This window comes from Nonomuraea sp. NPDC026600 (assembly GCF_040638335.1).
Lineage (GTDB): Bacteria > Actinomycetota > Actinomycetes > Streptosporangiales > Streptosporangiaceae > Nonomuraea.
This window is the reverse complement of sequence record NZ_JBEZYD010000003.1, coordinates 459,079-484,772: the sequence shown is the minus strand read 5'-3', so window position 1 is coordinate 484,772 and position 25,694 is coordinate 459,079. Positions and strand designations below refer to the sequence as shown.

At 71.2% G+C, this 25,694-nt stretch carries 28 protein-coding genes; 18 read left to right on the top strand and 10 right to left on the bottom strand.

The window, feature by feature from the left end:
• Positions 1–34 precede the first annotated feature (34 nt).
• Complete coding sequence (locus AB0F17_RS09370) at positions 35–940, top strand: chorismate mutase (protein WP_358018852.1); 906 nt, start codon at positions 35–37, stop codon at positions 938–940.
• Between the two features lie 36 nt (positions 941–976).
• On the opposite strand, the gene AB0F17_RS09365 is transcribed toward AB0F17_RS09370, so the two are convergent.
• Positions 977–1,855: an SGNH/GDSL hydrolase family protein gene (locus tag AB0F17_RS09365; RefSeq protein ID WP_358018849.1), complete on the bottom strand. Its 879-nt coding sequence runs from the start codon at positions 1,853–1,855 to the stop codon at positions 977–979.
• A 340-nt stretch (positions 1,856–2,195) separates the two neighbouring features.
• On the opposite strand from AB0F17_RS09365, the gene AB0F17_RS09360 reads away from it, so the two are divergent.
• Positions 2,196–3,563, top strand: a complete 1,368-nt coding sequence (locus tag AB0F17_RS09360; protein WP_358018846.1) for an amidase — start codon at positions 2,196–2,198, stop codon at positions 3,561–3,563.
• 29 nt (positions 3,564–3,592) lie between these two features.
• Here the strand turns inward: AB0F17_RS09360 and AB0F17_RS09355 are convergent, their stop codons facing one another.
• Positions 3,593–4,102, bottom strand: a complete 510-nt coding sequence (locus tag AB0F17_RS09355; protein ID WP_358018844.1) for a hypothetical protein — start codon at positions 4,100–4,102, stop codon at positions 3,593–3,595.
• A 63-nt stretch (positions 4,103–4,165) separates the two neighbouring features.
• On the opposite strand from AB0F17_RS09355, the gene murA reads away from it, so the two are divergent.
• Both murA and AB0F17_RS09345 read left to right on the top strand, forming a co-directional pair.
• Positions 4,166–5,476, top strand: coding sequence for a UDP-N-acetylglucosamine 1-carboxyvinyltransferase (murA, locus tag AB0F17_RS09350; protein ID WP_358018841.1), 1,311 nt, complete (start codon positions 4,166–4,168; stop codon positions 5,474–5,476).
• Positions 5,477–5,533: 57 nt separating this feature from the next.
• Complete coding sequence (locus tag AB0F17_RS09345; protein ID WP_358018838.1) at positions 5,534–7,786, top strand: transglycosylase domain-containing protein; 2,253 nt, start codon at positions 5,534–5,536, stop codon at positions 7,784–7,786.
• Here AB0F17_RS09345 and ybaK read toward each other — a convergent pair.
• Together ybaK and AB0F17_RS09335 are read right to left on the bottom strand one after the other, a co-directional pair.
• Entirely contained in the window at positions 7,767–8,261 is a 495-nt protein-coding gene (gene ybaK / locus AB0F17_RS09340; protein WP_358018835.1) for a Cys-tRNA(Pro) deacylase, read from the bottom strand. The two genes, AB0F17_RS09345 and ybaK, sit on opposite strands and share 20 nt — an antisense overlap.
• 20 nt (positions 8,262–8,281) lie before the next feature.
• A complete protein-coding gene (locus AB0F17_RS09335) occupies positions 8,282–9,022 on the bottom strand; it encodes a helix-turn-helix transcriptional regulator (protein WP_358018832.1) in 741 nt (246 codons plus the stop codon).
• On the opposite strand from AB0F17_RS09335, the gene AB0F17_RS09330 reads away from it, so the two are divergent.
• On the top strand, positions 9,008–10,243 hold the full coding sequence (locus tag AB0F17_RS09330; RefSeq protein WP_358018829.1) for an MFS transporter: 1,236 nt from the start codon (positions 9,008–9,010) through the stop codon (positions 10,241–10,243). The genes AB0F17_RS09335 and AB0F17_RS09330 overlap by 15 nt on opposite strands.
• A 12-nt stretch (positions 10,244–10,255) precedes the next feature.
• Here AB0F17_RS09330 and ligD read toward each other — a convergent pair whose 3' ends face one another.
• Positions 10,256–11,245 (bottom strand): non-homologous end-joining DNA ligase, encoded by a 990-nt coding sequence (ligD, locus tag AB0F17_RS09325; RefSeq protein ID WP_358018826.1) that lies wholly within the window; start codon positions 11,243–11,245, stop codon positions 10,256–10,258.
• 134 nt (positions 11,246–11,379) lie between these two features.
• Between ligD and hisD the strand changes: the two genes are divergently transcribed.
• The 9 genes from hisD to hisF are packed head-to-tail and all read left to right on the top strand — an operon-like array spanning position 11,380 to position 17,363.
• Positions 11,380–12,702 carry a histidinol dehydrogenase gene (hisD, locus tag AB0F17_RS09320; RefSeq protein WP_358018823.1) on the top strand — a complete coding sequence of 441 codons (1,323 nt, stop codon included), beginning with the start codon at positions 11,380–11,382 and terminating at the stop codon, positions 12,700–12,702.
• Positions 12,699–13,769: a histidinol-phosphate transaminase gene (locus tag AB0F17_RS09315; protein ID WP_358018820.1), complete on the top strand. Its 1,071-nt coding sequence runs from the start codon at positions 12,699–12,701 to the stop codon at positions 13,767–13,769. The genes hisD and AB0F17_RS09315 overlap by 4 nt, the downstream gene beginning before the upstream one ends.
• Positions 13,766–14,359, top strand: a complete 594-nt coding sequence (gene hisB / locus AB0F17_RS09310; RefSeq protein WP_358018817.1) for an imidazoleglycerol-phosphate dehydratase HisB — start codon at positions 13,766–13,768, stop codon at positions 14,357–14,359. The genes AB0F17_RS09315 and hisB overlap by 4 nt, the downstream gene beginning before the upstream one ends.
• On the top strand, positions 14,356–14,511 hold the full coding sequence (locus AB0F17_RS09305) for a hypothetical protein (protein WP_358018814.1): 156 nt from the start codon (positions 14,356–14,358) through the stop codon (positions 14,509–14,511). Before hisB ends, AB0F17_RS09305 begins: the two co-directional genes overlap by 4 nt.
• Positions 14,505–15,140, top strand: coding sequence for an imidazole glycerol phosphate synthase subunit HisH (gene hisH, locus AB0F17_RS09300; protein WP_358018811.1), 636 nt, complete (start codon positions 14,505–14,507; stop codon positions 15,138–15,140). The genes AB0F17_RS09305 and hisH overlap by 7 nt, the downstream gene beginning before the upstream one ends.
• Positions 15,133–15,462 (top strand): hypothetical protein, encoded by a 330-nt coding sequence (locus AB0F17_RS09295; RefSeq protein WP_358018809.1) that lies wholly within the window; start codon positions 15,133–15,135, stop codon positions 15,460–15,462. Before hisH ends, AB0F17_RS09295 begins: the two co-directional genes overlap by 8 nt.
• On the top strand, positions 15,462–16,184 hold the full coding sequence (gene priA / locus AB0F17_RS09290) for a bifunctional 1-(5-phosphoribosyl)-5-((5-phosphoribosylamino)methylideneamino)imidazole-4-carboxamide isomerase/phosphoribosylanthranilate isomerase PriA (protein WP_358018806.1): 723 nt from the start codon (positions 15,462–15,464) through the stop codon (positions 16,182–16,184). The genes AB0F17_RS09295 and priA overlap by 1 nt, the downstream gene beginning before the upstream one ends.
• Positions 16,185–16,212: 28 nt before the next feature.
• Positions 16,213–16,605, top strand: a complete 393-nt coding sequence (locus AB0F17_RS09285) for a Rid family hydrolase (protein ID WP_358018803.1) — start codon at positions 16,213–16,215, stop codon at positions 16,603–16,605.
• Positions 16,602–17,363: an imidazole glycerol phosphate synthase subunit HisF gene (gene hisF / locus AB0F17_RS09280; protein ID WP_358018800.1), complete on the top strand. Its 762-nt coding sequence runs from the start codon at positions 16,602–16,604 to the stop codon at positions 17,361–17,363. The genes AB0F17_RS09285 and hisF overlap by 4 nt, the downstream gene beginning before the upstream one ends.
• Here the strand turns inward: hisF and AB0F17_RS09275 are convergent.
• From AB0F17_RS09275 to AB0F17_RS09265, 3 genes are all read right to left on the bottom strand, one after another.
• Positions 17,360–18,721: a glutamine synthetase family protein gene (locus tag AB0F17_RS09275; RefSeq protein WP_358018797.1), complete on the bottom strand. Its 1,362-nt coding sequence runs from the start codon at positions 18,719–18,721 to the stop codon at positions 17,360–17,362. The genes hisF and AB0F17_RS09275 overlap by 4 nt on opposite strands.
• A 61-nt stretch (positions 18,722–18,782) precedes the next feature.
• Positions 18,783–18,944 (bottom strand): hypothetical protein, encoded by a 162-nt coding sequence (locus AB0F17_RS09270; protein ID WP_358018794.1) that lies wholly within the window; start codon positions 18,942–18,944, stop codon positions 18,783–18,785.
• 171 nt (positions 18,945–19,115) lie between these two features.
• Complete coding sequence (locus AB0F17_RS09265; RefSeq protein ID WP_358018791.1) at positions 19,116–19,745, bottom strand: TIGR03085 family metal-binding protein; 630 nt, start codon at positions 19,743–19,745, stop codon at positions 19,116–19,118.
• A 114-nt stretch (positions 19,746–19,859) separates the two neighbouring features.
• Here AB0F17_RS09265 and AB0F17_RS09260 point away from each other — a divergent pair, with 114 nt between their 5' ends.
• Both AB0F17_RS09260 and AB0F17_RS09255 read left to right on the top strand, forming a co-directional pair.
• The gene (locus AB0F17_RS09260) at positions 19,860–21,641 is read left to right on the top strand and encodes an ABC transporter ATP-binding protein (RefSeq protein ID WP_358019305.1); all 1,782 of its coding nucleotides are present in this window, start codon (positions 19,860–19,862) and stop codon (positions 21,639–21,641) included.
• Complete coding sequence (locus tag AB0F17_RS09255; protein WP_358018788.1) at positions 21,638–23,422, top strand: ABC transporter ATP-binding protein; 1,785 nt, start codon at positions 21,638–21,640, stop codon at positions 23,420–23,422. Before AB0F17_RS09260 ends, AB0F17_RS09255 begins: the two co-directional genes overlap by 4 nt.
• A gap of 17 nt (positions 23,423–23,439) precedes the next feature.
• On the opposite strand, the gene AB0F17_RS09250 is transcribed toward AB0F17_RS09255, so the two are convergent.
• Together AB0F17_RS09250 and AB0F17_RS09245 are read right to left on the bottom strand one after the other, a co-directional pair.
• Entirely contained in the window at positions 23,440–23,838 is a 399-nt protein-coding gene (locus AB0F17_RS09250) for an ATP-binding protein (protein WP_358018785.1), read from the bottom strand.
• A complete protein-coding gene (locus AB0F17_RS09245) occupies positions 23,831–24,652 on the bottom strand; it encodes an MEDS domain-containing protein (protein WP_358018781.1) in 822 nt (273 codons plus the stop codon). Before AB0F17_RS09245 ends, AB0F17_RS09250 begins: the two co-directional genes overlap by 8 nt.
• A 149-nt stretch (positions 24,653–24,801) precedes the next feature.
• Between AB0F17_RS09245 and AB0F17_RS09240 the strand changes: the two genes are divergently transcribed.
• A complete protein-coding gene (locus tag AB0F17_RS09240; RefSeq protein WP_358018778.1) occupies positions 24,802–25,137 on the top strand; it encodes an STAS domain-containing protein in 336 nt (111 codons plus the stop codon).
• 138 nt (positions 25,138–25,275) lie between these two features.
• The gene (hisI, locus tag AB0F17_RS09235; protein WP_358018775.1) at positions 25,276–25,626 is read left to right on the top strand and encodes a phosphoribosyl-AMP cyclohydrolase; all 351 of its coding nucleotides are present in this window, start codon (positions 25,276–25,278) and stop codon (positions 25,624–25,626) included.
• The last annotated feature ends 68 nt before the right edge of the window (positions 25,627–25,694 follow it).

Sequence of the window (25,694 nt, the reverse complement as noted above, 5' to 3'; positions counted from 1 at the left end):
GTTCCAGGGGAGCCGGCCGATGTGGGGAGCCGAAATGTCATCGACCTTGGAGCGGCATGTGGTCACCGTGGGCGGGCTGCGGGTGGGCGACGGCCCGGCCGTGGTGATCAGCCGGATCAGCCTGCGCGGGCCGGGCGGGGCCGCCGAGATGTGGCGCGCGCGTGACGGGGTGACGCTGGTCGAGCCGGGTTCGGCGGCCGACCTGCCGGCGATCGCCGGGGCGGCCGACGGGGTGGTCATCGGGGCGGCGTGGACGCGCGACATCCCGCTGGTGCGGGCCGTGGCCGGGCTGGGGCTGCCGGTGGTGGTGGAGCGCCGGGCGTCGGCGACGCTGGAGGAGTGGCTCGGGCTGGCCCACTACTGTGCCCTGGAGTGCGACGACCGGGTGATCCTGTGCGAGACGGGACGGCTGGACCTGGGGCTGCTGCGGGCCGCGCGGGCGGCGTCGGGGCGGCCGGTGCTCGCGGACGTGAGCGCGGACCTCGGGCTGTCCGCGGCGGTGGTGGCGGCGGGCGCCGACGGCCTGATCGTGTCCCGCCCTCCGGCGGACGGGCCGGAGAGCGGGACGGCTCACCGGACCGATGAGCGCGGGTCCGCCGGTGAGGCGGGCGTACGGCTGGCGGAGGAGGCGGTCACGCTCGTCGGGCCGCTGGTCCGTCCCGAGACCCCCGCCACGTTGCCCGAGTGCAGGCAGGCGATCGACCGGGTGGACGCGGCGCTGGCCACGTTGCTGGAACGCCGCGCCGCGCTCGCCGGGATCGTGCAGACCCTCAAGCCGGTCGGCGGCTTCGCGGGCCGCGACATGGGGCGTGAGCGCGCGCTCGTCGCCCGGATGGCCAATCGCGCCCCCGAACTGGGTGAGGACCGGCTGGCCCCCATCATGAACGCCGTCATCGAGGCCGGCCTGAGCCTTGCCGAGGAACGGTCGGTCTCCGACTAGAGCTGCCGACCAGCGCCGCCGAGTGAAAGCGACCGGCTAAAAGCGACCGTCGGTGGGGGTCGGGGTCGTCAGGCGGAAGTTGTTCATCGGCCGCCCCGGCCCGGCGGCGATCCGCGCGTTGATCAGCTCGGCGAACCGCCGGTACCCCGCCCCGGTCGGATGGAAGCTGCGGCTGTTGACGACGAGCTCGTCCAGGTCCAGCGCCAGCCCGTTCAGGTACGGGTCGGGCCGCCCCGCCTCATGCCCGTCGAAGGCGTCATAGGCGTTGACGTACTCGACGCTCCCCGTACCCCCGAACGCCACGATCTCCCGGTCGAACTCCGCGGCCACCCGCGCCACCACGTCGTTGAGCTGCCGCGTCATGCCGTTGAGCCAGCGCTGGTCCTCGACGGTCAGGTTGTCGATCCCGTCCGGGGGCGCGGCGGGGAACGGACGGGGATAGCCGAGCACGATGATGCGCGCGCTCGGCGCCCGGCTCCTGAGCTCCCGCAGCACCTTGGTCATGCTCGGCACCAGCGCCGCGATCCGCTTGGTCACCTCCGCCTGCTGGTCGACGCAGGCCGAGGACCAGGGCAGCTTGACGATGCAGCCGGTGAGCACGCTGGTGAACCCGGCGTCGTTGCCGCCGATGCTGAGCGTCACCAGGCTGGCGGCGGCGCCCACGCGCTCGATCTGCGGCTGCTGGCCGTACTGGCCGGAGAAGAGCTGGCCGGTGGTGGCGCCGCTGCAGGCCCAGAAGGCGCTGCCGCCGCCGAACCGGTGGGCGCCCGCGACGAGCGGGACGTAGGAGCCCGGCGAGCGGTGACAGCGGTCGGCGCCGCTGTTGATCGGCCGCGCGGCGCGGTCGTAGACGCCCTCGCCGGAGGAGTAGGAGTCGCCCAGCGCCACGTACGTGCCGCTCTGCGCGGCCTGCACCGGCGTCAGGCGGGTCAGGACCGGCAGCCGGCCGTGCGGTGACCCGGCGGGGCAGCCCGCGCCGATGGTGGCGCAGGCCAGCGACGTGTAGAGGCCCAGGGGAGCCCCCGCCAGGGCCAGCGCGGCACCGAGGAGCGCGGCCGCGGCGACCTGGACGATCTTCCATCTCGTCCCGTTCAGCGCGGCCTCCCGAGCGGTGACGACGTGGCGACAACTCCGCCAGGAAGCCTAATCGACGAGTGATCGACGCGGCCCACCGTGAGGGTGAGGATCCCGATCCCCGTGCCGACGCGCGAACCCTCGGTCCTGCCCGCCTGGAGGCTTGAGCGACAATCGGAGCGTGACCGCACTGCACTATCTGACCGCGACCGAGATGGCCCACCTGGTCAAGACCCGCCAGGTGAGCGCCGTCGAGCTGGTCCAGGCCCACCTCGACCGCATCGAGCAGACCAACCCTCAGGTCAACGCCATCGTGACGCTGGTCGCCGAGCAGGCGCTCGACGCGGCCGAGGCGGCCGACGCCGGCCAGGCGACGGGGCCGCTCCACGGGGTGCCGGTGGCGCACAAGGACCTCGTCAACACCAAGGGCATCCGCACCACCTACGGGTCGCCGCTCTACGCCGACCACGTCCCCGACAAGGACGACGTGATCGTGGAGCGGCTCCGGGCGGCCGGGGCGATCATGGTGGGCAAGACCAACACGCCGGAGTTCGGCACCGGCTCCCACACCGTCAACGAGGTGTTCGGGGCCACCCGCAATCCCTACGACCTGTCCAGGTCCGCCGGAGGCAGCAGTGGCGGGGCGGCGGCGGCGCTGGCGTCCGGGATGGTGCCGCTGGCCGGCGGATCCGACATGGGCGGGTCGCTGCGTAACCCGGCCTCGTTCTGCAACGTGGTGGGCCTGCGGCCGACGCCGGGCCGGGTGCCCTCCCTGTCGGAGCAGGCCGCCTGGTTCACGCTGGGCGTCCAGGGGCCGATGGCCAGGACGGTCGACGACCTGGCACTGATGATGTCGGTTATTTCGGGATTTGACGCGCGGTCGCCGTACTCGATCACCGAGGACTTCACCCCCGACGTGCGGGACATCGCGGGGCTGCGCGTGGCCTGGAGCCCCGACCTGGGCGGGCTGCCGGTGGACCCCGAGACGGCGGCGGTCACCGTGACCGCGCCCGGTGTGTTCGAGCGGCTCGGCGCGCGCGTCGAGCAGGTCGAACTGGACCTGTCCGACGCCGACGAAGCCTTCCGCGTCTACCGGGCGTGGCACTACGCGCTGGCCTTCGGCGAACTCGACGGGCTGGGCGCCAACACCAGCTGGAACGTCGAGCAGGGCCGCAAGGTCACCGGCGCCGACCTGGCCAGGGCCGAACGGTTGCGCAGCGGCCTCTACCACCGGATGGCGGCCTTCTTCGACACCTACGACGTGCTGATCGCGCCGGTCAGCCAGGTGCCGCCGTTCCCCGTCGAGGACCCCTACGTGAGTGAGATCAACGGGGTGCGGCTGCCCGACTACCTGGCGTGGATGCGGTCCGCCTACTGGATCAGCGTCCTGCACGCGCCCGCCGCGTCCGTCCCGGCCGGGTTCACGCCGTCGGGGCTGCCGGTCGGCGTGCAGATCATCGGCCGGCCGTTCGCCGACGCCACGGTGCTGCGCGCGGCCCGCGCCTTCGAGCAGGCCACCGAACACGGCCTGCGCCGCCCACCTCTCTGAGTGTGGGCGTCAATCTCTGAGCGCGGGCGTCAGTCGAGTCCGTACGGCTTACGCAGCGGCGACTCGCGATACCCGTGCATGCCCTCCAGCAGCCCGAAGAAGGCCACCGCGACCAGCGGCCAGGCCACGATCACCCCCGTGGCCGTCAGCGTCAGCGACCCGGGGACGATCTTCACCCCGGGCGCGGCCGCCGCCTCCACGACCACCACCCCGAGCGTGAACGTCGACCCCACCCAGAGCGTGAGGAACGCCGCAAGCACCCCACCGGCGCCGAGCCCCAGCAGCACGGCGAGCTGGTGCCGCCGGCCGAGGAACCACGCGAGCGCGCCACAGGCCAGCCCGAGCCCGCCGGTGATCACCGCGTACCATCCGTCAGCGCTGATCAGCGCCTGTGTGGACGGGTCCGCCAGCATCGGCCCTTCCGGCGTGATCTGGTACGGCGCGCGGGGAGACAGGTGTGACCACAGCAGCCCGGCCAGTACGGCCAGAGCGGCGAGCGTGAGGACAGTAACCGCAAACGCGCGCACATGCCTCGCCACGCCGCTCCCCCTCGCATTCACGTCTGAATCAGGTCGATCGTATCTCCCGGCTAGGCTCACTTCGTGATTGAAGACAAGGTCTGGCTGATCGAACCCTCCGGCCCTCTCAGGGGTGACGTCGAGGTACGCGGCTCGAAGAACGCCGTGTCCAAGCACATGGTCGCGGCCATGCTGGGCACCGGGGAGAGCGTCATCCACAACGTTCCCGAGGTCGGAGAGGTCGGCATCACGGCGGCGATGCTCGACGCGCTGGGCATCAACGTGGAGATCTCCCGGGGGGAGATCCGCATCGGGCAGGGCCCGGAGATCAGGCCGCGGGTGCCCGACGCGTTCACCGGACTCAACCGCATCCCCATCCTCATGCTGGGCCCGCTGCTGCACCTGGCGGGGGAGGCGTTCGTGCCGCTGGTCGGCGGCGACCCCATCGGCCGGCGGCCGGTGAACTTCCACGTCGAGGCGCTGCGCGCGATGGGCGCCGAGGTCGAGGTGGGCGACACCGGGATCTTCGCCAAGGCCAAGCGCCTGAACGGGACCCGGCTGGAGCTGCCGTATCCGAGCGTCGGGGCGACCGAGACGATCCTCATGTCCGCCGTGCTGGCCGAGGGCAAGACCGTGGTGAAGAACGCGGCGATGGAGCCCGAGGTCGTGGAGCTGGCGCTGTTCCTGCAGCGGATGGGCGCCAGGATCGAGCTCTCGCCCGACCGCAGGATCGTCATCGAGGGCGTCGAGCGGCTCCATGGCGCCTCCATCTGGCTGGCGGGCGACCGCATCGAGGCGTTCTCCTACCTCGCGGCGGGCCTGATCACCGGTGGCGAGGTGCGCGTGCACGGCTGCCCGCAGGACCGGCTGGTCACCGCGATCACCACGCTGGCCAGGATGGGCGCCCAGTTCGACATCAACGACGAGTACCTGTGCGCCACCGCGCCGCCCGAGGGACTGCGCGCGGCGGCCGTGCAGACCGACACGCATCCCGGGTTCATGACCGACTGGCAGACGCCGCTCATGGTGCTGTTCACGCAGAGCCAGGGCATGTCGGTGCTGCACGAGACCGTCTTCGAGAACCGCCTGGTGTACGTCCCGGCGCTGCAGAAGATGGGCTGCGAGATCGAGGTGTTCGACCAGTGCCTGGGCGGTCCGGCCTGCCGCTACCACGACACCAACGCCAGGCACTCGGCCGTCGTGCGGGGCGTGTCGCAGCTCAGGGGCGCGGACGTGACGCTGCCCGACATCCGGGCCGGGTTCTCGGCCGTGCTGGCCGCCGCGGTGGCCGACGGCACCTCGACGCTGCGCGGCGTCAACCACATCGAGCGCGGCTATCACCAGCCGTTCGAGCAGTTCGCGTCACTTGGTCTGAATATCCGCAGACAACAGTAAAGACGGGGAAGCCGGTGTTTGCCGGTGTTCCCCGGGCCGCAGATCATCTGAGTGACTGTGCTCAGATCCATCGGCGTGCTCGCCGTGGCCGGGGCGATCGGTGGCTTCCTGGCGGCGGCGCTCGCCGCGCCGGTGGTGACCGGGGCGGGCCTGTCCGCCAAGAACGTCGCCTTGACGTTCGTCGACCTGCCGCCCGCGCCTCGTGAGGAGCCGCTCTCCCAGGTGACCAGGCTCCTCGACCGGAACGGCAAGCAGTTCGCCCAGTTCTATGAGGCCAACCGGACGACGGTCCGGCTCGACCAGGTGGCGCCCGTGATGCGCCAGGCGATCGTGGCCATCGAGGACGCCCGGTTCTACGAGCACGGCGGCCTCGACGTCAAGGGCACGATCCGGGCGCTGCTCACCAACACGCAGGCGGGCGGCATCAAGCAGGGCGGCTCGTCCCTCACCCAGCAGTTGGTGAAGAACATCCTGGTGGAGGCCGCCCGAACCGACGCCGAGCGCGACCGGGCCCGCGCGCCCAACCTGGGCAGGAAGATCACCGAGCTCCGGTACGCGCTGGCGATGGAGGAGAAGTACCGCAAGGACGAGATTCTTGAGAAATATCTGAACATCGCGTACTTCGGTGCCGGCGCCCACGGCGTCGAGGCGGCGGCCAGGCGGTTCTTCTCCACCACGGCCGCTCGCCTCACCCTGACCCAGGCGGCCACGCTGGCGGGGGCCGTCCGCGTGCCGTACTCGACCGATCCCTCACTGGGCGACAGGCAGCAGGCCCGGCTGCGGCAGCGGCGCGACATCGTGCTGGACCGGATGGCCGGGGTGGGCCTGATCACGCGACAGGAGGCGACCGCGGCCCAGCGGAGCGGGCTCGGCCTCCGGCTGCACCCGGAGCCCGGCGGCTGCGCGGAGAGCGCCTATCCGTACTACTGCTATTACGTTCAGCGGGAGCTGCTGACCAACCCGGCGTTCGGCAACACCGCGGCCAAGCGGCAGGCCAGGATGAGCAGGGGCGGGCTGGTGATCCGTACGAGCCTCGACCCGCTGGCGCAGCGGGCCGCCGAGCAGGCGATCCAGCGGCGGGTGCGCCCCGAGGACACCGAGGTGGCCGCCGAGGCCATGGTCGAGCCGGGCACCGGGCGGATCACGGCGATGACGGCCAGCAAGCGCTTCGGCCGCAACCCGGGCAACAGGAAGAACGGGGCCAGGACCACGTTCAACCTGGCGGCCGACGTGCTGCACGGTGGCGGGCAGGGGTTCCAGGCGGGCTCCACGTTCAAGGTGTTCACCCTGGCCACGGCGTTGCGGCAGGGGTGGCGGTTCGGTGACGGGTTCCAGACTCCCGGGGAGCTGACGCCTGATCAGGGGTATCGCGACTGCCAGGGCAAGCGCGTCAACGACCCGCGCACGATCGTCTACAACGCCAGCGGCGAGGGCACCGGCGGCCCGCACAGCCTGGAGACCGGCACCTGGAAGTCGGTCAACATCTTCTACATGATGCTGGAGCGCAAGGTCGGCCTCTGCAACGTGGTCAAGACCGCCAAGGCGCTGGGCATCTCCCGAGCCGACGGGACGCCGCTGCGCGAGGTGCCCACGTTCACGCTCGGGGTGAACGAGATGGACCCGGTGACGGTGGCGGCGGGGTTCGCGGCGTTCGCGGCCAGGGGGAGGTACTGCCGGCCGCTGGCGATCGTGGAGATCACCGGCCGGGCCGGCGAACGCACCCAGGTGCCGCCCGCCTGCGAGCAGGCCATCGAGCGGGAGGTGGCCGACGCGGTCAACTGGGTGCTGAGCGGCGTCTTCACCCAGGGCACCATGCGCGGGCAGAGCCTCGACCGTCCCGCGGCGGGCAAGACGGGCACGAACAACGGCTACACCTCGGCGTGGTTCGCCGGTTACACCCCGGATCTGGCGGCGGCGGTCAGCGTCGGCGACATCAGGGGCGCCTACCGCTACCCCCTGCGGGACGTCGAGATCGGCGACGACTACTACGGTGCCGTGCAGGGCGCGTCGCTACCGGGCCCGATCTGGATCGACTCGATGCGGGCGGCCCTGCGGCGTACCCGTCCGTCGGGTTTCCCCGGTCCTGACATGTCCCGCTTCGGTGGCGGGTTCACGCCGGGCCTGGAGGAGTTTCTGGAGGCGGAGGCGAAAGCCCGCCGCGAGCAGGAGAACCGGACGATCGCCCACCGTCAGCGCTTCACGTTCGGGGGACCGCGGTGGCATCGCCGCGACTTCCTGGAGCCACGGCACCGCCGTGACGTCCCGGGACCGCGCCATCGACGTCACAAGGTCAACTGGCGCTTCCGATAGCGGCGGTGACGGCGCCGGTCAGCGAGATCAGGTTGGCCGGCGCCGTCTCGATCTGCAGCCCCCGCTTGCCCGCGGAGAAGTAGATCGTGCCGAACTCCAGAGCCGACGCGTCGACCACGGTCGGCAGCCTTTTGCGCTGGCCGAGCGGGCTGATGCCGCCGACGACGTAGCCCGTGACGCGCTCGACCTTCGACGCGTCGGCCATGGCCGCCTTCTTGGCGCCGAGCACCGCCGCCAGCGCCTTGAGGTCGAGCTTGCCCGAGACCGGCACGACCGCGACCGCGAGCCCGCCCTCGACCTCGGCCACCAGCGTCTTGAAGATCCTCTCGTGCGGCACGCCGAGCGCGTCGGCCGCCTCCTCGCCATAGGCCTGCGCGTTGGCGTCGTGCTCGTACGGGTGAAGGGTGAACTCCGCCTTGGCCTTCGCCAGCGCCACCGTGGCCGGAGTGCCCCCTGGGGCTTTCGCTCTGCTCACAGGACGCCATTGTAGCGAATCTACATTGTAAAGGCGCGGCCCGGGGTGTACCCCAGGGCTCGCCGGAACACGTCGATGAAGGCGCTGGCGGAGGCCCAGCCGCAGCGGTGCGCGACGGTGGTGACCGCGGTGCCGTCGGCCAGCAGCAGCAACGCGTGATGCAGGCGAAGCTGCGTACGCCACTGCGGGAACGTCATCCCCAGCTCGTCCCGGCAGAGCCGGGCGAGCGTGCGGTCGCTGGTGCCGGCCTGCCTGCCGAGCTGCGCGAGCGTCCGGTGGTCGGCCGGGTCGTCGTGCAGGATCGCGCAGACGGCGGCCAGCCGCGGGTCCCTGGCCGTGGGCAGGTGGAACGGCTGCTCGGGGGAGCGGCGCAACTGGTCCAGCAGGACGGCCCGCAGCCGCAGCCGCTCGGCGCCGCCGTCGTCGGGGTCCTGGGTGTAGGCGATGATCAGCTCGCGGAGCAGCGGGCCGACGGCGAGTACGGCGGGCCGCCGGAGGTTCAGGGGGTTGTCGGCGACGGGCAGGCCGACGAGCCGCAGGTCGGTGTCGCCGTGCGCGCGGTGCTCGTGGACGGTGCCGGCCGGAACCCAGATGGCCCGGTTGGCCGGGGCCACCCAGGTGCCCGCGCTCGTCGTCACCGACAGGACGCCCCGGCAGGCGTAGGTGATCTGGTGGGTGTCGTGGCGGTGCGCGTCGATCCCGGTGCCCGGCGCCAGCGGCCGTATCCCGGTGGGCGCTTCCGGAAGATGGCGGATTTCCATGATGGGTTGGCATTTTATCGGAAGCGGGCCACCTGGTCACGGGGCGACGATCGAGGCGTGAAGGCGAACAGGATCGTGATGCTGGCCGTGGGCCATGCCGGTGTGGACGTGTACCAGGGGGCGGTCCCGGCGCTGGTGCCCTTCCTCGTGGCGCAGCGCGGGTACGGGTACGTCGCGGCGTCGGGCATCGTGCTGGCCGCGACGCTGCTGTCCTCGATCGTGCAGCCGGTCTTCGGCGCGCTGACCGACCGCCGGCGGATGCCGTGGCTCATCCCGGTCAGCATGCTCACGGCCGGGCTCGGGGTGGCGCTCGCCGGGGTCACCGACGGGTACGTGCTCACCTGGCTGGCGGTGGCGCTGTCGGGTCTCGGCGTGGCGGCTTACCACCCGGAGTCGGCCCGTCTGGCCAGGATCGCCAGCGAGGGCAGTCACATGCGGATGAGCTGGTTCTCGCTGGGCGGCACGCTCGGGTTCGCAAGTGCGCCGATCATCGTCACGCCGCTGCTGTCGCTGTGGGGGCTCGGCGCCTCGCCGCTGCTGGTCGTGCCGGCCGTGGTGGGTGCTCTGCTCACGCTGACCGTGATCCGCTCGCTCTCCCGTCACGGCGAGCGGGTTCGGGCCGGCGCGCGGTCCGCCGGGCGTGACGACTGGGCGTCGTTCGTCCGGCTCACGCTGGTGATCGTCTTCCGGTCGATCGCGTACGTGGGGTTGAGCGCGTTCGTCGCTCTCTACATGGGTGGTGGCGCGGCGGGGGCGGTGGCGCTGTTCGTGCTGTTCGCCGGGGGTGCCGTGGGGACGGTGCTCGGCGGCCGGCTCGCGGGCCGCTGGGGCCGGGTCCGCACCATGCGCGTGGCCTACGCGGCGGCCGTCCCCGCCGTCGCCGGGGTGGTGCTCGCGCCGGGCCTTTCCGCGTACGTCTTCATAGCGGCCGCGTCGATCACCCTGTACGCGCCGTTCTCGCTGCATGTGACGCTGGGGCAGGACTTCCTGCCCAACCGGCTGGGCACGGCCAGCGGCGTCACGCTCGGCCTGGCGGTGAGTGCCGGTGGTCTGACCAGCCCGCTGGTCGGGGCGGTGGCGGAGGCCTTCTCGCTACGGGTCGCCCTCGCCTGCCTGATCGTCTTTCCGGCCCTGTCCTGGCTGCTGGCCCGCACGCTCAAGGACCCCGCTCCGGTCGTACCGGAGCCGAGCCCCGCGCGCACCTCGGCCGGCGGTGACTAGCCGCGGGGGTTTTCAGCCGGTGGCCCAGTCGCCGCTGTCCAGTCGTACCTCGGCCGGCTCGCGGTCGGGGCGGAGCCCGCGCCACGCGGGGTGGCGCAGGCGGCCGTCGCCGGTCAGCTCGGCGTAGCGGACCTCGCCCACCAGGCGCGGTTCGACCCAGTGGGCGTCGCGGGTGTGCTCGCGGGGCACCGGTACGTCGAACGGCGGCTCGGGCCGCTCCAGCGGGGTGAGGCGCGCGTACAGGTCGTTCAGCATCGCCTCGGTGAAGCCGGTGCCCACGTGGCCGACGAACAGCAGCCGCCCGTCCCGGTCGTGCGCGCCGAGCAGCAGCGAGCCGATCGTGCCCGCGCGCCGGCCCGCGCCGGCCTTCCACCCGCCGATGACCACCTCGACGGCCGTGAGGTTCTTGACCTTCGTCCAGTCGGCACTGCGCTTGCCCGGCCGGTACGGGGACGTCAGCCGCTTGCACACCACGCCCTCCAGCCCGAGCTGCCGAGAGGAGCCGAGCGCGCGCTCCGCGTGGTCGTGGAACCACACCGGCACCTGCCAGCGGAAGCCGGGCGTCAGGACCTGCTCCAGCAGCTCGCGGCGTTCGGTGTACGGCCGGCTGACGGTGCTGGTGGAGTCGAGGTGCAGGAGGTCGAACGCCATGAACGTCACCGGCACGGCCCTGACGAGTTCGGCGACCTTGGCCGGGTGGCGCTGGTGCATCCGCGGTTGCAGCGCGCCGAAGCTGGGCCGTCCCGCCTCGTCGAAGGCCACGATCTCCCCGTCGACGACCGCCGCCCGCCCGCCGCTCGCACCGGCCATCAGTTGCAGTTCGGGGTAGGCGACGGTGACGTCCTTGCCGTTGCGCGACATCAGCCGCACGCCGCGGTCCTCCAGGTAGACGAGGGCGCGCACGCCATCCCACTTCATCTCGACGGCCCACTCGTCCCCGCGGACCGACGGCAGGGAGCCGAGCTGAGCCAGCATCGGCGCGTAGACCGGCAGCTGGGCCATGAACCCTGGCATACCCCTGCCTCGTGATCGGCACCAGGGCACAGAGGTCTGCAGATGGTCAAATAGGAAGACGGTCTGCGTCCCGCATGATGGACAGAACCAGATTCAGGGGTGGGACTCCGTAAACTGGGATGGTGATTTCCCGTATTGACATGCGCGGTTCCCTCCCGGCGAACCTGCGCGACGTGCTGCCCCGCGCCGATCTCGACGTCGAGGCCGCCCTGGAGAAGGTGCGGCCCATCTGCGACGAGGTGCGCCATCGCGGGGCGGCAGCCGTACGGGAGCTGACCGCCAGGTTCGACGGTGTCGAGATCCAGCAGGCCCGCGTCCCGCGGGAGGCGATCCACGCGGCGCTGCGGCAACTGCGGCCGGAGGTCGTGGCCGCGCTGGAGGAGGCGATCCGGCGCACCAGGCTGGTCCACCGCGATCAGCGCCGCGCCGACGTCACGACGAAGGTCGTCCCGGGCGGCACCGTGACCGAGCGGTGGGTGCCGGTCGACCGTGTGGGGCTGTATGTTCCGGGCGGGCGCGCCGTCTACCCGTCGAGCGTGGTCATGAACGTGGTCCCGGCCCAGGAAGCGGGCGTGGCGTCGCTGGCCGTGACGAGCCCGGCCCAGAAGGACCACGGCGGCCTGCCGCACCCCACGATCCTGGCGGCGTGCGCGCTGCTGGGCGTGGACGAGGTCTACTCCGTGGGCGGCGCCCAGGCCGTGGCGATGTTCGCCTACGGCACCGAGGAGTGCCCGGCCGCGAGCATGGTGACCGGGCCCGGCAACATCTGGGTCGCCGCCGCCAAGCGCCTGCTCAAGGGCCGCATCGGCATCGACTCCGAGGCGGGGCCGACGGAGATCGCGATCCTGGCCGACGAGACGGCCGATCCGGTGCACGTGGCGTCCGACCTGATCAGCCAGGCCGAGCACGACGTGATCGCGGCGGCCGTGCTGGTCACCGACAGCGTCCGGCTGGCCGAGGCCGTCGAGAAGGAGCTGCCGGGACAGGTCAACGCCACCCGGCACGCCCAGCGCATCACCGAGGCGCTCGGCGGCCGGCAGTCCGGCATCGTGCTGGTCGACAGCATCGAGGACGGCCTCAAGGTCGTCGACGCCTACGCCGCCGAGCACCTGGAGATCCAGACCGCCGACGCGGCGGCCGTCGCGGCGCGGGTCCGCAACGCGGGTGCGATCTTCGTGGGCCCGTACGCTCCGGTTTCCCTGGGCGACTACCTGGCCGGGTCCAACCACGTGCTGCCCACCGGCGGCTGCGCCTGCCACTCCAGCGGCTTGTCGGTGCAGTCGTTCCTGCGCGGCATCCACGTCATCGACTACACGCGTGAGGCGCTGGCCGAGGCGGCCGAGCACGTGACGGTCCTCGCCGACGCCGAGGACCTTCCCGCGCACGGCGCCGCCATCCGCGCCCGCTTCGACTGGCAGGTCCCATCGCGAAAAGAGACCCAGTGAATCTCGACGACCTCCCGATCCGCGACGACCTCCGAGGCCGCACACCCTACGGTGCTCCGCAGATCGACGTGCCCATCAGGCTCAACACCAACGAGAACCCCTACGCGCCCTCCCCGGCCCTGGTCGCCGACCTGGCCGAGGAGGTTCGGGCGAGCGCGGCCGAGCTCAACCGCTACCCCGACAGGGACGCCGAGGCGCTCCGCACCGAGCTGGCCGGCTACCTGGGTCACGGCCTGACGAAGGACCAGGTGTGGGCGGCCAACGGCTCCAACGAGATCCTCCAGCAGATCCTTCAGGCGTTCGGCTCCTACGGCCGTACGGCGCTGGGCTTCGAGCCGTCCTACTCGATGCACCCGATCATCACCACCGGCACCAGCACGGAGTGGATCTCGGGCGTCCGTGAGCCCGACTTCTCGCTCGATCCGGGCAAGGCGGCCGCCGCGGTCGAGGAGCACCGGCCCGACATCGTGTTCCTGACCTCGCCCAACAACCCGACCGGCACCGCGCTGCCGATGGAGACGATCAGCCGGGTCCTCGACGTGGCCACGGGCATGGTCGTGGTCGACGAGGCCTACGCGGAGTTCGCCAGGCAGGGCACGCCCTCGGCGCTCACCCTGCTGCCCGCCCACCCGAGGCTGATCGTCACGCGGACCATGTCCAAGGCGTTCGCCATGGCCGGCACCCGGCTCGGTTACCTGGCCGCGCACCCGGCCGTGATCGACGCGCTGCTGCTGGTACGCCTGCCGTACCACCTGTCGACGCTCACGCAGACGGCGGCCCGCGTGGCGCTGCGGCACCGGGCCGAGCTGCTCGGCACGGTCGACACGCTCCGGCAGGAGCGGGACGACATCGTGGAATGGTTGCGAAGCAAGGGGTTGACCGTCGCCGATTCCGACGCCAACTTCGTGCTGTTCGGGCGTTTTCCCGACCGGCGGAAGGTGTGGGAGGCCTTGCTGGCGAGCGGTGTGCTCATCCGTGAGGTGGGACCGCCAGAATGGCTGCGGGTGTCGATCGGCACCGGTGAGGAGATGGCGGCGTTCCGCGCCGCTCTGGAGGGGATCCTGTGAGTCGTGTAGGCCGCGTCGAGCGCGCAACGAAGGAGACGTCGGTCCTGGTCGAGGTGGGTCTCGACGGCACGGGCCTGGTTGACGTGTCGACCGGGGTCGGCTTCTTCGACCACATGCTGGCGCAGCTCGGCAAGCACGGGCTGTTCGACCTGACCGTCAAGACCGAGGGCGACCTGCACATCGACTCGCACCACACGATCGAGGACACGGCGCTCGCGCTGGGCGCCGCGTTCCGCGAGGCTCTGGGCGACAAGTCGGGCATCAGGCGGTTCGGTAACGCGTCGTGCCCGCTGGACGAGTCGCTCGCCCAGGTGACCGTCGACCTGTCGGGCCGCCCCTATCTGGTGCACACCGAGCCCGAGGGCATGGCGCCGATGATCGGCCCCGACTACGACACGACGATGACGCGCCACGTCCTGGAGTCGTTCGTCGCCCAGGCGGCGATCTGCCTGCACGTACGCGTGCCGTACGGCCGCAACGCCCATCACATCGTCGAGGCCCAGTTCAAGGCGCTGGCCAGAGCGCTGCGCGAGGCGTCGGAGCTCGACCCGCGCGCCACGGGTGTGCCCAGCACCAAGGGCGTCCTATGACCGAGAACATGATCGCCATCGCCATGGTGTTCATCGGGCTGTTCCTCATCGGCGGCGTGTTCTCGCTGGCCAGGCAGGGACTCAAGCTCGGTGCCGCCGCCTGTGCGGTCGGCGCCGCGCTGGCGATCACGGCGGGGGTGATGTGGTGGTGAAGAACGTCGTCGTGCTCGACTACGGATCGGGCAATCTGCGCTCCGCGGAGCGGGCCCTGGCCAGGGTGGGCGCGGATGTTACCGTCACCTCCGACTTCGCCGCCGCGCTCGACTGCGACGGCCTGGTGGTGCCGGGCGTCGGCGCGTTCGAGGCGTGCATGGCGGGCCTCAAGAGCGTCCACGGCGAGCGGATCATCGGCAGGCGCCTGGCCGGTGGCCGCCCGGTGCTCGGCATCTGTGTCGGCATGCAGATCCTGTTCGCCAGGGGTGTGGAGCACGGGGTCGAGACCGAGGGCTGCGGCGAGTGGCCGGGCACGGTCGAGCGGCTCGACGCGCCCGTCCTGCCGCACATGGGCTGGAACACCGTCAAGGCGTCTGCGGCCAGCGTGCTGTTCGACGGGATCGACGAGGCGACGCGCTTCTACTTCGTGCATTCCTACGGCGTGCGCGACTGGGAGCTGCAGGCAGGTGAGGGCTTCGCCGACCCGCTGGTCACCTGGGCCGAGCACGGGGTGCCGTTCGTGGCGGCCGTGGAGAACGGCCCGCTGATGGCCACCCAGTTCCATCCGGAGAAGTCCGGCGACGCCGGGGCGGCCCTGCTGTCCAACTGGCTCGGCACCCTTGAGTAAGGAGCGGGCGCGCCGCCGGGCCGAGCGTGAGGCCGAACGGGCGCGCGCGATCCGGCACAACGAGGAACGGCAGGCGCGCGCCGCGCGCCGCCGCGCCTTACTGGCCCGGCTGCTCCCGCGCCCGGTCCGGATCGCCCGGCAGGGCGGCCTGCTCGCCCGCCGCCGCCGAGGCCAGAACGCCGTACTCGGGCTGGTCTTCGTACTGGTGCAGGTGGTGGCATGGCTCTATTGGGGCTCGCCGTTCCTCAGTCTGACGGTTTTCGTGTTTTCCCTGCTGCTGGCGCCTGTTGTCATGACCCTTGCTTTCGACCGGAGGACCTGATGTCGCTCGTATTGCTCCCTGCCGTGGACGTCGCGGACGGCCAGGCCGTGCGCCTCGTCCAAGGTGAGGCCGGGACCGAGACCGGCTACGGCGAGCCGCTGGCCGCGGCGCTGGCCTGGCAGGAGGCGGGCGCGGAGTGGATCCATCTGGTCGACCTCGATGCCGCCTTCGGCCGGGGCTCCAACCGGGAGCTGATCACCGACCTGATCGGCCGGCTCGACGTGAACGTGGAGCTGTCGGGCGGCATCCGCGACGACGCCTCGCTGGCCGCGGCGCTGGCCACCGGCTGCCGCCGGGTGAACATCGGCACGGCCGCGCTGGAGAACCCCGAATGGTGCCGCCGGATCATCGCCGAGCACGGCGACCAGATCGCCGTCGGCCTCGACGTGCGCGGCACCACTCTGGCCGCCCGCGGCTGGACCCAGGACGCCGGGGACCTGTGGGAGGTGCTGGACCGGCTGGAGGCCGACGGCTGCCCCCGCTACGTGGTCACCGACGTCACCAAGGACGGCACCTTGCGCGGCCCGAACCTCGAGCTGCTTCGCGAGGTCTGCAAGCGCACCGACAAGCCGGTCGTGGCCAGCGGCGGCGTCTCCTCGCTCGACGACCTGGTCGCGCTGGCTTCCCTGGTGCCGGAAGGGGTGGAGGGGGCCATCGTGGGCAGGGCCCTCTACGCCCAGGCTTTCACGCTGGAGAGCGCACTGATCGCGGTGCGCGCTTAATTCCTCGGGAGGGGGCGTGATGGGCAACATGAGTATGGAAAGCACCGGACGGGTGTTCTCCGGAGGCATCTGGGAGGAGAGGTACGGTTACGCGAGGGCGGTGGTCGTCGGCGATCGGGTGATCGTGTCAGGGTGCACCGCCACTGTCGACGGCGAGGTACGTCACGGCGGCGACGCCTACCTGCAGAGCAGGACCGCCATGGACATCGCCCTGGAAGCGGTCGAGATGGGTGGCCTGACCAGGGAAGACGTGGTCATGGTCCGCTACTACGTGGTCGAGCACGGCCACTTCGACGAGGTCGGGCGGGCGATCGGCGAGGTGTTCGGGCGGGTACGCCCCGCCTGCACCGGTGTGCGGGTCGCCGGGCTGGTCGATCCGAAGATGCTGGTCGAGATCGAGATAGAGGCGTTGCGGGCATGACGGTAGCCGTACGGGTGATCCCGTGTCTGGACGTGGACGCGGGGCGCGTGGTCAAGGGAGTCAACTTCGCGAACCTGCGCGACGCTGGCGACCCGGTGGAGCTGGCCAGACGTTACGACGCCGAAGGCGCCGACGAGCTGACCTTCCTCGACATCACCGCCTCGTCGGGCGAGCGCGACACCATGCTCGACGTGGTGCGCAGGACCGCCGAGCAGGTGTTCATCCCGCTGACCGTAGGAGGTGGCATCCGCACGGTCGACGACGTCAACACGCTGTTGCGCGCGGGAGCCGACAAGGTGTCGCTCAACACCGCCGCGATCGCCAGGCCCGAACTGCTCACCGAGGCGTCGCGGCGCTTCGGCGCGCAGTGCGTGGTGCTGTCGGTCGACGCGCGCCGGGCGCCGGGCACCGCGAGCGGCTTCGAGGTGACCACGCACGGCGGCCGGCGCGGCACCGGCATCGACGCGGTCGAGTGGGCCGCGCGCGGTGAGGAGCTCGGCGTCGGTGAGATCCTGCTCAACTCGATGGACGGCGACGGCACGCTCGACGGCTACGACCTCGAGATGCTGCACGCGGTCAGGGCCGCGGTCCGGGTGCCGGTGATCGCCAGCGGTGGCGCCGGGCGGCTGGAGGACTTCCCTCCGGCGGTCGCGGCCGGCGCCGACGCGGTGCTGGCGGCGAGCGTGTTCCACTTCGGGACGCTGAAGATCTCCGAGGTCAAGGACACGCTGCGGATGGCCGGGTATCCGGTCCGCTAGAACACCCGCATGTGGTGGAACAGCTCATAGGAGGCGTCCTGGGCCGCGAACGCGGCGGCCTCGGACCGCTTGACGGCCAGGTAGGCGCTACGCCGTAGCGGGCCGAGCGCCTCCATGAGCAGTTCGTCGGCCTCCAGGGCGTCCAGCGCCTCGTCCAACGAGGCGGGCAGGCGCCGGTAGCGGCCGGGCCGGGTGTCGGGGTCGACGTCGACGGCCTCGCCCGGGTCCAGCTTGCGGCGGATCCCGTCGAGCCCGGCGTGGATGACCGCGCCGAGCGACAGGTAGGGGTTGGCCGAGGAGTCGGAGGGCTTAAGCTCCAGGTTCGGCTCGCCGCTCTCGCCGAGCGGCGAGCAGATCCGGATCGCGGCCTCGCGGTTGTCGGGGCCGTGGACGGCGTACGCACCGGCCCAGGTGCGCGGGGCCAGCCGCCGGAAGCTGTTGACGCTGCCGCAGGTCAGCGCGGTCAGGGCGGGCAGGTGCGCGATCAGACCGCCGATGAAGCACTCCCGCAGCTCGTCGTCTTCGGCGAACAGGTTCTGGGTGTCGTTCCAGAGCGACAGGTGCAGGTGGGCGCCGTTGCCCGCCTGGTCGGCCAGTGGTTTGGGGGCCAGGGACGCCCACATCGACATGCGCATCGCGATCCCGCGCACGGTCTCGCGGTAGAGGACGTGGTTGTCGGCGGCGCGCAGCGCGGGCGCGTGACGTACGGACAGTTCCTGCTGGCCCGGGCCCAGCTCGGGGTGATAGTGCTCGACCCGCAGGCCCTGCGTCTCCAGGGCGCGGATCAGCTTGATCGTGTAGTCGTGGGCGGTGTCGAAGCCGGTGCCGGCGTAGCAGAGAGTGTCGTCGAGAGGCACCAGCCGGTCGAAGCCGCCCGCCGGGTCGGGCAGCCGGCGCCCGAGCGTGAACTCCGGCTCGAAGGCGGCCAGCAGCGTGTAGCCCTCGTCCGCCAGCGTCCCGATGGCGTCCTTGAGGAAGGTACGTGCGCAGGCATCCCAGGGGGAGCCGTCCGGATTGCGCAGGTCGGACAGCATCGCAGCGGCGCCGGGAGCGTGGGGGAGGGGGACGAAGGTGGAGGGGTCGGGGACGATGCGCACCTCGCCCACCGGACCGAGGTGCTCGACTTCCTGCAACTGGTCGAGCATGTTCATCGCCATCATGGCCACCGTGTGCCCGATCCCGGTGTCGAGTCGCTCGGCGAGTCGCGACCGGGATGCCGCCTTGCCACGGATGACGCCTCCGTGGTCGGCGTACAGGAAGCGGATCAGCTCGATCCCCTCGAGCTCGGCGCGTTCGAGGATGCGCCGGACGTGGGGATCAGGCTGATTGATCTTGGTGGCGCTCGGACGATCTCTCATTCTGCCTGCGTAACACGATCTGGCATCGTGGGGAAGCGTCTAGCGCAGACAGAACCACACGTCAGGTCAACACATTGGTAAAGAAGACGGCCAACTGGTCAGCGCCGTGAACGATCCCGTCGAACACGCCGTTGACCGCGGATGCGGCCGCTGCCGGCCGGGTGAACAGGTAGAAAATCACGAACGCCACTAGAACGTACGTGACCACCTTCTTGACCTGCATGGGGGCCTCCTGCAGTCCATTCCCAGCCGTATATACCCGGATCTGGGCGATCCTTGGCATCTTCTGTGAAGACGTTCCTTGATCCTAACCGGGGGGCTCGTTTCTCACGCCATGGTAAGGCCAAGAGGTATCGGCCGGGCCCCTACCGAACCCTGAAACTTGGAGTACCGTTCAGATGCCCAGCTTGGCGTTCTTGAGCTGGGCGATGGCGTCGGCATCCCCGGTCAGCTCGACTCTCGCGTGCTCCTGGCGCCCGAAGCAGAACAACACCAGCTCGCCCGCCCGGCCCGTCACCTCGACCTTCGGGCCCTGGCGCGCGCCGCCCAGCGTGACGCCGCCGCCCAGGCGGTGCAGCACCACGCCCACGGGCGATCTGCGCAGCATCAGCCTGCTGCTGCCGGCGACCCGCTTCCAGAGGATCTGCTCAAGATCGGCGGGCAACTCGCGTGGCTCCCACTCCGGCTGCGCGCGGCGCACGTCCTCGTGGTGGATGAAGTACTCCATGGTGTTGACGGCGTCGTCGAGGAAGGGGAGCAGGCCGTACACGCCGCCCGGGGTGCGGACCAGGTCGACCAGCTCGGGGAACGGGTGCTTGGCCTTGATCCCCTCCTGCACCGAGGCCGTGTAGCCGGCCAGTGGCTTGAGGGCGATGCCGCCCGCCGCGTCGGGCCTGCGCTCGCGCAGGACCAGGTGGGCGGCCAGGTCAGCGGTGTTCCAGCCCGTGCAGAGCGTCGGGGCGTCCGGGCCGAGCCGGTCGAGCAGGTCGCATAGCGCGGCGCGTTCGCTGCGAGCGTGAGTCACGCCGCCAACCCTACCCGTGGGAATAACGTGATGATCAGCCGTGATAGTCACATATGTAGAAATAGACGGGGAAAGGAAACTTTACGAGTGGCGAGCAAGGTCACCTCGGCTGTCATGCGTCAAGGGTTGCGCGTCCTTGGGGTGGCCGTCCGCGCGGAGAAGGCCGTGTTCGCCGCGGCCGTACTGGCCAGCGCGCTGTATGGAGGCATGACCGTGGCCTCCGCCTGGGCGCTGGGCTGGGCCACGCAGAACATCGTGCTTCCCGCCTTCGACAAGGGCGACACCGCGGCGGGCGCGCTGTGGACCGGGACGCTGCTCATCATGGGCGCGGCGCTGCTCAAGTCGGTCGGCGTGGCGGGCCGCCGCATCCTGGCCGGGCTCCTGCAGTACCGCATGCAGGCCCGGTCGCGGCGCGCGGTCACCCGGCAGTATCTGCAGTTGCCGCTGTCGTGGCACCACCGGCACCCGACCGGGCAGCTCCTGTCCAACGCCAGCGCCGACGCCGAGGCGGCCTGGGCGCCGCTGGCGCCGCTGCCCATGGCCGTCGGCGTGATCGTCATGCTGTTCACCGCGGCGATCGGGATGCTGCTGACCGATCCCATGCTCGCCCTGGTGGGCTTCCTCATCTTCCCGGCGATCGCCGTACTGAACCTGGTCTACCAGCGCCGGCTGAGCCCGCTCGCCACCCGCGCCCAGCAACTGCGCGCGGAGGTCAGCGAGATCGCCCACGAGAGCTTCGACGGCGCGCTCGTCGTCAAGACCCTGGGCAGGGAGGCGACGGAGACCGAGCGCTTCCGGCGGCGCGCGCACGAGCTGCGTGACGCCAACATCGCGGTCGGCCGGGTACGCGGGCTGTTCGACCCCATGCTGGAGGCGCTGCCCACGCTCGGCGTGCTCGCGGTGCTCGGCGTCGGCGCGCTGCGGCTGTCCACCGGCTCGATCGACTCGGGCGAGCTGGTGCAGGTCGCCTATCTGTTCACGCTGCTGTCCTTTCCCATCCGGGCGCTCGGCTGGGTGCTGGCCGAGCTGCCGCGCAGCGTCGTCGGCTGGCAGCGGGTGCAGGCCGTACTGGACGCCGAGGGGTCGATGGAGTACGGCGAGGTCGCGCTGAGCGAGTCCCGGCCCGCCGAACTGGAGGTGTCGGGCGTCTCCTATGCCTACGGCAAGGACGCGGTGCTCCACGACGTCACCTTCGGCGTGCCCGCCGGCCGTACCGTCGCGCTGGTGGGACCGACCGGGTCCGGCAAGTCGACGCTGGTCCAACTGCTCGTGCGGCTGGTCGACCCGGCTTCCGGACAGGTGCTGCTCGACGGCGTCGACGTGCGGCGGCTCGCCTACGGCGCGCTGGCCGAGTCCGTCGCGCTGGTGCCGCAGCAGACGTTCCTGTTCGACGACACCGTGCGCGGCAACATCGCGCTCGGCCTGGACGTCGACGACGAGGAGGTGCGGGCGGCGCTGCGCGTGGCCCAGGCCGACGGATTCGTCGGCCGGCTCGCCTCGGGCATCGACACACGCGTCGGCGAGCGCGGCACGTCACTGTCCGGCGGCCAGCGCCAGCGGCTCGCCCTGGCCCGCGCGGTCGTCCGCCGCCCACGCCTGCTCATCCTCGACGACGCCACCTCCAGCGTCGATCCGCAGGTCGAGGCCAAGATCCTGTACGGCCTGCGCGACGCGGCGTCGAGCGTCGTGGTCGTCGCCTACCGGATGGCCACGATCGCGCTGGCCGACGAGATCGTCTACCTGGACCGGGGACGGGTCCTGGACCGGGGTAGCCACGAGGAGCTGCTGGGGCGCTGCGAGGGCTACCGGAACCTGGTGACCGCCTACGAGCGGGAGGAGGCCGAACGGGCCGCCATCGAGATCGAACCGATCGAAGAGGAAGAGGTCAGCGCATGAGCGTTGAGCAGGGGATCCGCGGCAACGCCGAGCGATCCGCGCTGGCCACGATCCGCCAGGGGTTCTCGCTCACGCCGGAGTTCCGCAAGGGCCTGGCGGGGACGCTGGCGCTGGCCGTCATCGCCACCGTCGGCAAGATCATCGTGCCGATCGCGGTGCAGCAGACCATCGACACCGGCCTCAAGGGCGGCACCCCCGACATGCCGTACATCTGGCGGGCCGTCGCGCTGTGCGCCGCCGCCGTGATCCTGACCGCCATCGCCGGATATGTCATGAACGTTCGCCTCTACAAGGCGACCGAGTCCTCACTGGCCACCCTGCGGGTCCGCGGCTTCCGCCACGTGCACGACCTGTCCGTGCTCACCCAGAACACCGAGCGCCGCGGCGCCCTGGTCTCCCGCGTCACCAACGACGTCGACCAGATCAGCACGTTCATGCAGTGGGGCGGGCTGATGATCATCGTGGCGTTCGGCCAGGTGCTCGTGGCCAGCGTGCTGATGTTCGTCTACTCCTGGCAGCTCACGCTGCTGGTCTGGGTCTGCTTCATCCCGCTGGTGATCGCGCTGCCGCGCTTCCAGCGCTGGCTGTCGCGCGCCTACACCACCGTGCGCGAACGCACCGGCGACATGCTCGCCGCCGTCAGCGAGTCCGTCGTCGGCGCCACCGTCATCAGGGCGTACGCCTCCGAGCGGCGCACCGCCGACCGCATCGACACGGCCGTCGACGCCAACCGGGCCGCGCAGATCAAGGCGCAGACGATCGTCGGGTTCGTCTTCCCCCTGACCGAGATCGTGGCCGCCGTGGCCATCTCCGGGATCGTCCTGCTCGGGGTCCGGCTCGGGCTGTCGGGCGAGATCACGGCCGGGCGGCTGGTGGCGTTCCTGTTCCTGGTCACGCTGTTCGTCTCGCCCCTGCAGACCGCCACCGAGGTGCTGAACGAGGCCCAGAACGCGGTCGCCGGCTGGCGGCGCATCCTCGGCGTCCTCGACACCCCGCCGGACGTGGCCGACCCCGGCGACTCCGGCGTGGAACTGCCACGCGGCCCGATCTCCGTCGCCTTCGAGGACGTGCACTTCAACTACCCCGGCGGCGTCCCCGTGCTGCGCGAGGTCACGCTGTCGATCCCGCCGCGCTCGCGCATCGCGATCGTGGGCGAGACCGGCTCCGGCAAGACCACGTTCGCCAAACTGCTCACCCGGCTCATGGACCCGGTCGCGGGCCGCGTGACCGTAGACGGCCACGACCTGCGCGACGTGCGCTTCTCCTCGCTGCGCGCGCGCATCGTGATGGTGCCGCAGGACGGCTTCCTGTTCGACGGCACCCTGGAGGAGAACGTCCGGTACGGCCGCCCCACCGCCACGCGCGAGGAGATCCTGCTGGCCATGACCGAACTCGGCCTGGCCGACTGGCTGGAGGGCCTGCCCGCGGGCCTCGACACCCCGGTCGGCCAGCGCGGCGAGTCGCTCTCGGCGGGCGAACGCCAGCTCGTCGCGCTCGCCCGCGCCTACCTGGCCGACCCCGACCTGCTGCTGCTCGACGAGGCCACCTCGGCGGTCGACCCGGCGACGGAGGTACGGCTGGCGCGGGCGCTGGAAGGCGTCACCCGGGGGAGGACGGCCATCTCGATCGCGCACCGGCTGTCGACGGCCGAGAACGCGAACGAGGTGCTCGTCTTCGACACGGGACGGCTGGTGCAGCGGGGATCGCACGCCGAACTGGTGACCGAGCCGGGCGTCTACGCCGACCTGCACGCCTCCTGGGTGTCGGCCGCGCACTCGTAAGCGCCCTGTCGGGCGGCTCATTCCTTGTCTGCTGTCCTGGCGGCGAACCGTACGCTGGTGCCGTCAGGGCCGGAGAGGACCGTGACCTCGTCGCAGAGCAGGCTGGTCAGCCACAACCCTCGCCCGCGCGACTCGTTCCCCGGCGGAGTGCGTGAGGCGCCCACCCAGCTCGGCGGCAGGCCGGGGCCTTCGTCGGTCACCTCGCACCACAGGCGGTCGTCGTGCCGCCACAGCCGCAGCAGCCCGCTGCCTCCGCCGTGCAGCACGGCGTTCGTGGTGATCTCGTTGACCGCCAGCACGAAGTCCTCCAGCCGTTTGCCCGCCAGCCCCTCCCCGGCCGCGTGCTCGGAGACCAGCCTCCGCAGAGCCGTGATCCGCCCCTGGGCGAACCCCGTACAGAGCACCTGCCTATACATCGCCGGCCCGGCGGACGGTGACGACCTCGTCGGCCCGGATCAGCCGCAGCATGCGCGCGACCGTCCCGCGGCACACCACCACCGTGCGGTGGCCCGTCCTGGCCAGCGCCGTCACCGCCAGCAACTGGGCCGACCCGGCGTCGATGAAGTCGAGCCCGGTCGCGTCGATGACCACCTCGGCCGTCACCGCCTCCAACTGCGTCAGCACCGAGGCGAACGCCTGCCTGTTGGTGATGTCGACGTCACCCGACAGCCGCAACCCCGGCTGCGGGCACAGATTGGCGAACCGCAACAGCGCCTGCCCGGGCGCGATCGGATGGATGGCCGCCGCCCGGTTCGCGGCCTCGGCCGAGAACAGCCCGCGATCGTACTGGCACACGGCCGCCAGCCACCGCTCGCCGAACAACGCGTTCGCCGCCGCCTCGAACCCTTCCAGCCCCACCGCGTCGCGCACCCCCCATGCCGCGTCGACCAGCGCGTAGACGCCGCGGTGCCCGTGCTCGCGGGCCTGCTCACCGGCCGCGACCAGCTCACCCAGCAGCCACCGGGAATCGGTGTCTCCGCAGGACTTGATCTCGACCTGCCCGGCCGCCTCCGCCGCCGCCAGCCCCGGCACGAGCGGCGCCAGCCACTCCCGCGTCCGCGCCGGTGTGTCGGTGTGGGTGATGATCACCACTTTGGTATGGCGACGCAGCCCGTTCACCGTGAACGCCCTGGTCGCCGCCATCCGCTCCCGATCCCCGTCGAACGGCAGACAGACGTGATCTCCCAGGTCGGGATCGAGGACGGAACCCGCGACGTCCACCACGATCATCCCTCCCTGCCGTGCGTCGCACAGGAAGATACTCCGCCCCGGGTCATCACGTAATGCGTTCTTCACGAAACCCTCGGTAACGTGTCACGGGCCCGTGTACCTTTTCACGCGGGGGCCCGCTAGGGGGCGGAGTCATGAGGAGCATGAGCGTGGATGTGCTGGAAATGACGCGACGCCAACACGGCGAGCTCGTGGTCGTCAGCCTCGCGGGAGAGGTGGACGCGGACAATGTGTCAAAGGTCCGCAAATGCTTCGACGAGGCGGTCGCGACCCACGGACCGCGTCTGGTCGTCGACTTGAGCAATGTGACCTTCATCGATACGACGGGCCTGGGGGTGCTGGTGCGCCAGCTCGCCACCTTGCGAGACTGCGACGGCACCATGGCGCTGGTGGCCACGGACGGACAGGTGCTGAGACGCCTGCGCCGGACCAACATCGCACCGCTGTTCCCGATCTACGAGACGTTGTCGCAGGCGCTCGACTAGTCAGGTGGCCGCCTGGCCACGGTCAGGCGGCCGGTGCGACCGCCTCGGCCACTCCGCGCTCCAGGGCCCCGGTCGCGGTCGGGCGGCTGTACCACCGTCGATTCGGAGAGTGGTCACCCTGGCTGGTTGAATGACGACATGTCCCTTGACCCCAAGATCGCCGCGCGGCTCAAGCGCAACGGCGACGGGCTGGTGCCCGCGATCGTCCAGCAGTACGACTCGGGCGAAGTGCTGATGCTCGCCTGGATGGACGACGAGGCGCTGCATCGCACGCTCACCACGGGGCGGGCCACGTACTGGTCGCGCAGCCGCGGGGCGTACTGGGTGAAGGGGGATACGTCGGGACACGTGCAGCACGTCAAGGCGGTGTCGCTCGACTGCGACGGTGACACGGTGCTGCTGAAGGTGGATCAGGTGGGGGCGGCCTGCCACACGGGCGACCACACGTGCTTCGACGCCGATCCGCTCGAGGTGACGACCACACCATGACGGACACCGGACCTGAGCCGGGCACCGGGCCAGAGCTGGACGCCGCGTCTCGATCGGGCGGTCCAGCG